1 protein-coding gene and 1 pseudogene are annotated in these 2,264 nt (G+C 44.5%); one reads left to right on the top strand and one right to left on the bottom strand.

Annotated features, from left to right (window positions below):
* Positions 1 to 188: hypothetical protein (locus B9T16_RS27955; protein ID WP_410246308.1), on the top strand; the 188-nt coding region annotated here is incomplete at its 5' end.
* 1,718 nt (positions 189 to 1,906) lie between these two features.
* On the opposite strand, the pseudogene B9T16_RS27950 reads toward B9T16_RS27955, so the two are convergent.
* Positions 1,907 to 2,264 (bottom strand): annotated as a pseudogene (locus B9T16_RS27950) (IS1 family transposase); the annotation flags it as partial.

The raw sequence follows: 2,264 nt of genomic DNA, 5'->3' as shown, positions 1-2,264 counted from the left end.
GCGATTTTTACCCCGGCGCTTGTCCGGTAGCGATGACAAGCACTGGCGGAAAGAACCGACTAGAGTCTCAAAGCCACCTGGCTTTTTCAACGGCTCTGGCGCTCCTGGGTTTCTTAGATGTCATTACGATACAGGGATGCTGGGGACTTGAACAGGTTTTCGCCAAAATGAGAATTGCTGGACTGTAGGGGGTGCGTGTATGTTATGGTCGAAAGGGAAGTCGCCTTCCCCAACTCCAATTCCAAACCGTGCTTGATACTTTCACATCACACGGCTCCTGATGTGGACACCCTATTGTCAATAGGAACAGGGTTACAACCCCCTGCTTTGTGACTTCAACTTTGGGAGCTATATACAACACGTAGTCTCATGGATTTCTCCATTACTCTCGCTTTCGTCATAACACTCCTACTTATCGCAGTCTCTATATCCACACCGTGACTAGTGGGCATATCCCAACCATTACAGTTAGGCATTGGCTTTCAGTCACATCCTTTCCCCTTATAGGCATACGCTTACACTTTTCACTACTCAATAGACACAACACTACTGAGAGCCTAACAGGGGTTTAAACGTTCCGTTTATATGGGCATTCCATCTTTAGATTTGTTCTATCCACCGGGGTACTTAAAAAGGTCTGTGTAGGTAGTAAATACAAACTCCTACTTTTCCCCTTACCCTTTTGGGCGCAGCGTATCAAACCTATTTCGCTGCTTATTTATAACGATGGTTCAAGCCGAACATTCGGTTTCCCTAATCATGGATGGTTGGCAGTGGTCGCATCTGGTAGTAGGTTCTACTTCACGCCTTCCGTTCCCCGCTTCAATCCTGGGTTTGTGATTCCCAAAACTGGGGGTGGCTATCGCCTTTACTCTTTCCCATAATCGCCCCAAGTGGATTTTACTCCTCCTAAGTTCACCTGGACGGTAAATTTTGCGATTTCTTAAAATGGGATTGACCTTGAGTTTCCTGCCTTGCTCGTTTTAAGCCCGAGCGTTGGAACATATAAACAGTTAAGGGGTAACTGGGTTGAATCAGTTGATTCCCCTCTAGGAGGTTATTTCGAGCATTGCAGCCCTATTTCACTCCTAAACGTCTCGCACATATTTCGGTATATATAGCACAAGACAGTAAATACTAGACAGTAAATACAAAATAAATAGACAATATTTCCGGTTAGGAAACTATTTACTGTCTAGTAAATACTAGACAGTAAACGGGTTTATATGAATGCCTACCCTATCATGTCCAGATATTAACCAGAACTACTTTACCCCTAACAGATAGCTTTACCTACAACCTACGACTAAGATTTTTGGGTAAGGCGATTATGTTGGTAGTGACTGTTGGACGTGATGATTACCATCAAAGATTGGAGACTTGCTGAGAATTATGTGGGTATCGATTCCCATCCCGGTAATTGTCACCAGTTGAAAAGTTGTTTAGGGGTATCGGGTTGGAGCCGGATGATAGCCCATACTTTCCCCTCACCGGAGATTATGAATTGAACCCATAGATAACCGGATAGGCGATCGCCACCATACTTTCCTATGTTGATACTGAAAGGCGGTCTGATATCTTTGTACGTTGATTCCCTAGCGGGTTACCCCCCACCTACGGCTATCGTGTTGGCTTGGAATCATACCCTCCCCCCATAACCGGAACAAGCACTATTGGGGAAGTGACCGATGTGATAGCAGTCAATGGTGACGTTAGGAACCGATAGGCTTGCCATTGACGGGTATCACAAGGGAACTACCCTATCACTTGTCGGGTTTAGGGGGGTGATATGGGTATTTGACAGATTGATTAAGTTGTGCTTATTGACTGAGTAATCATCCTATTGACAGAATGATTTTCCGGTGCTAGGACTAGATTGTGGGTATTGCACAGTGAGGAATGATGAAGAGAACGGAGGAAGTTGTCCATGCTTCAAATAATAGATAAGTAAGCGAATTGATTTGTACAACATCTCAGTGGACTTGGAATAACACAAAGTTTTGCGATGTAGCCTGGCTAAATAGTGCCTCAGACGGCAGTTTTCTCCTTCTACTCTTGTCATAGCCGTTTTGCTGACTAGATGATTGCAATCCTCAATTAAGCAAGGATAAACTTTGTATCCGTCCGTAATATATAGAAAACAAGCCCAGCCCTGAATCATGTGCCATAATGTGGTAAAAGCCAGCAAGGAGCGGTCGCCTATGACAAACTTCAGAATTCCAGGCAGTTTGGTATTCACAACTGTCCAGACCCAGATGGTTTTT

This window comes from Arthrospira sp. PCC 8006, from assembly GCF_046480465.1.
Taxonomy (GTDB): Bacteria; Cyanobacteriota; Cyanobacteriia; order Cyanobacteriales; family Microcoleaceae; genus Limnospira; species Limnospira platensis.
This window is presented reverse-complemented; position numbering and strand designations above follow the sequence as displayed.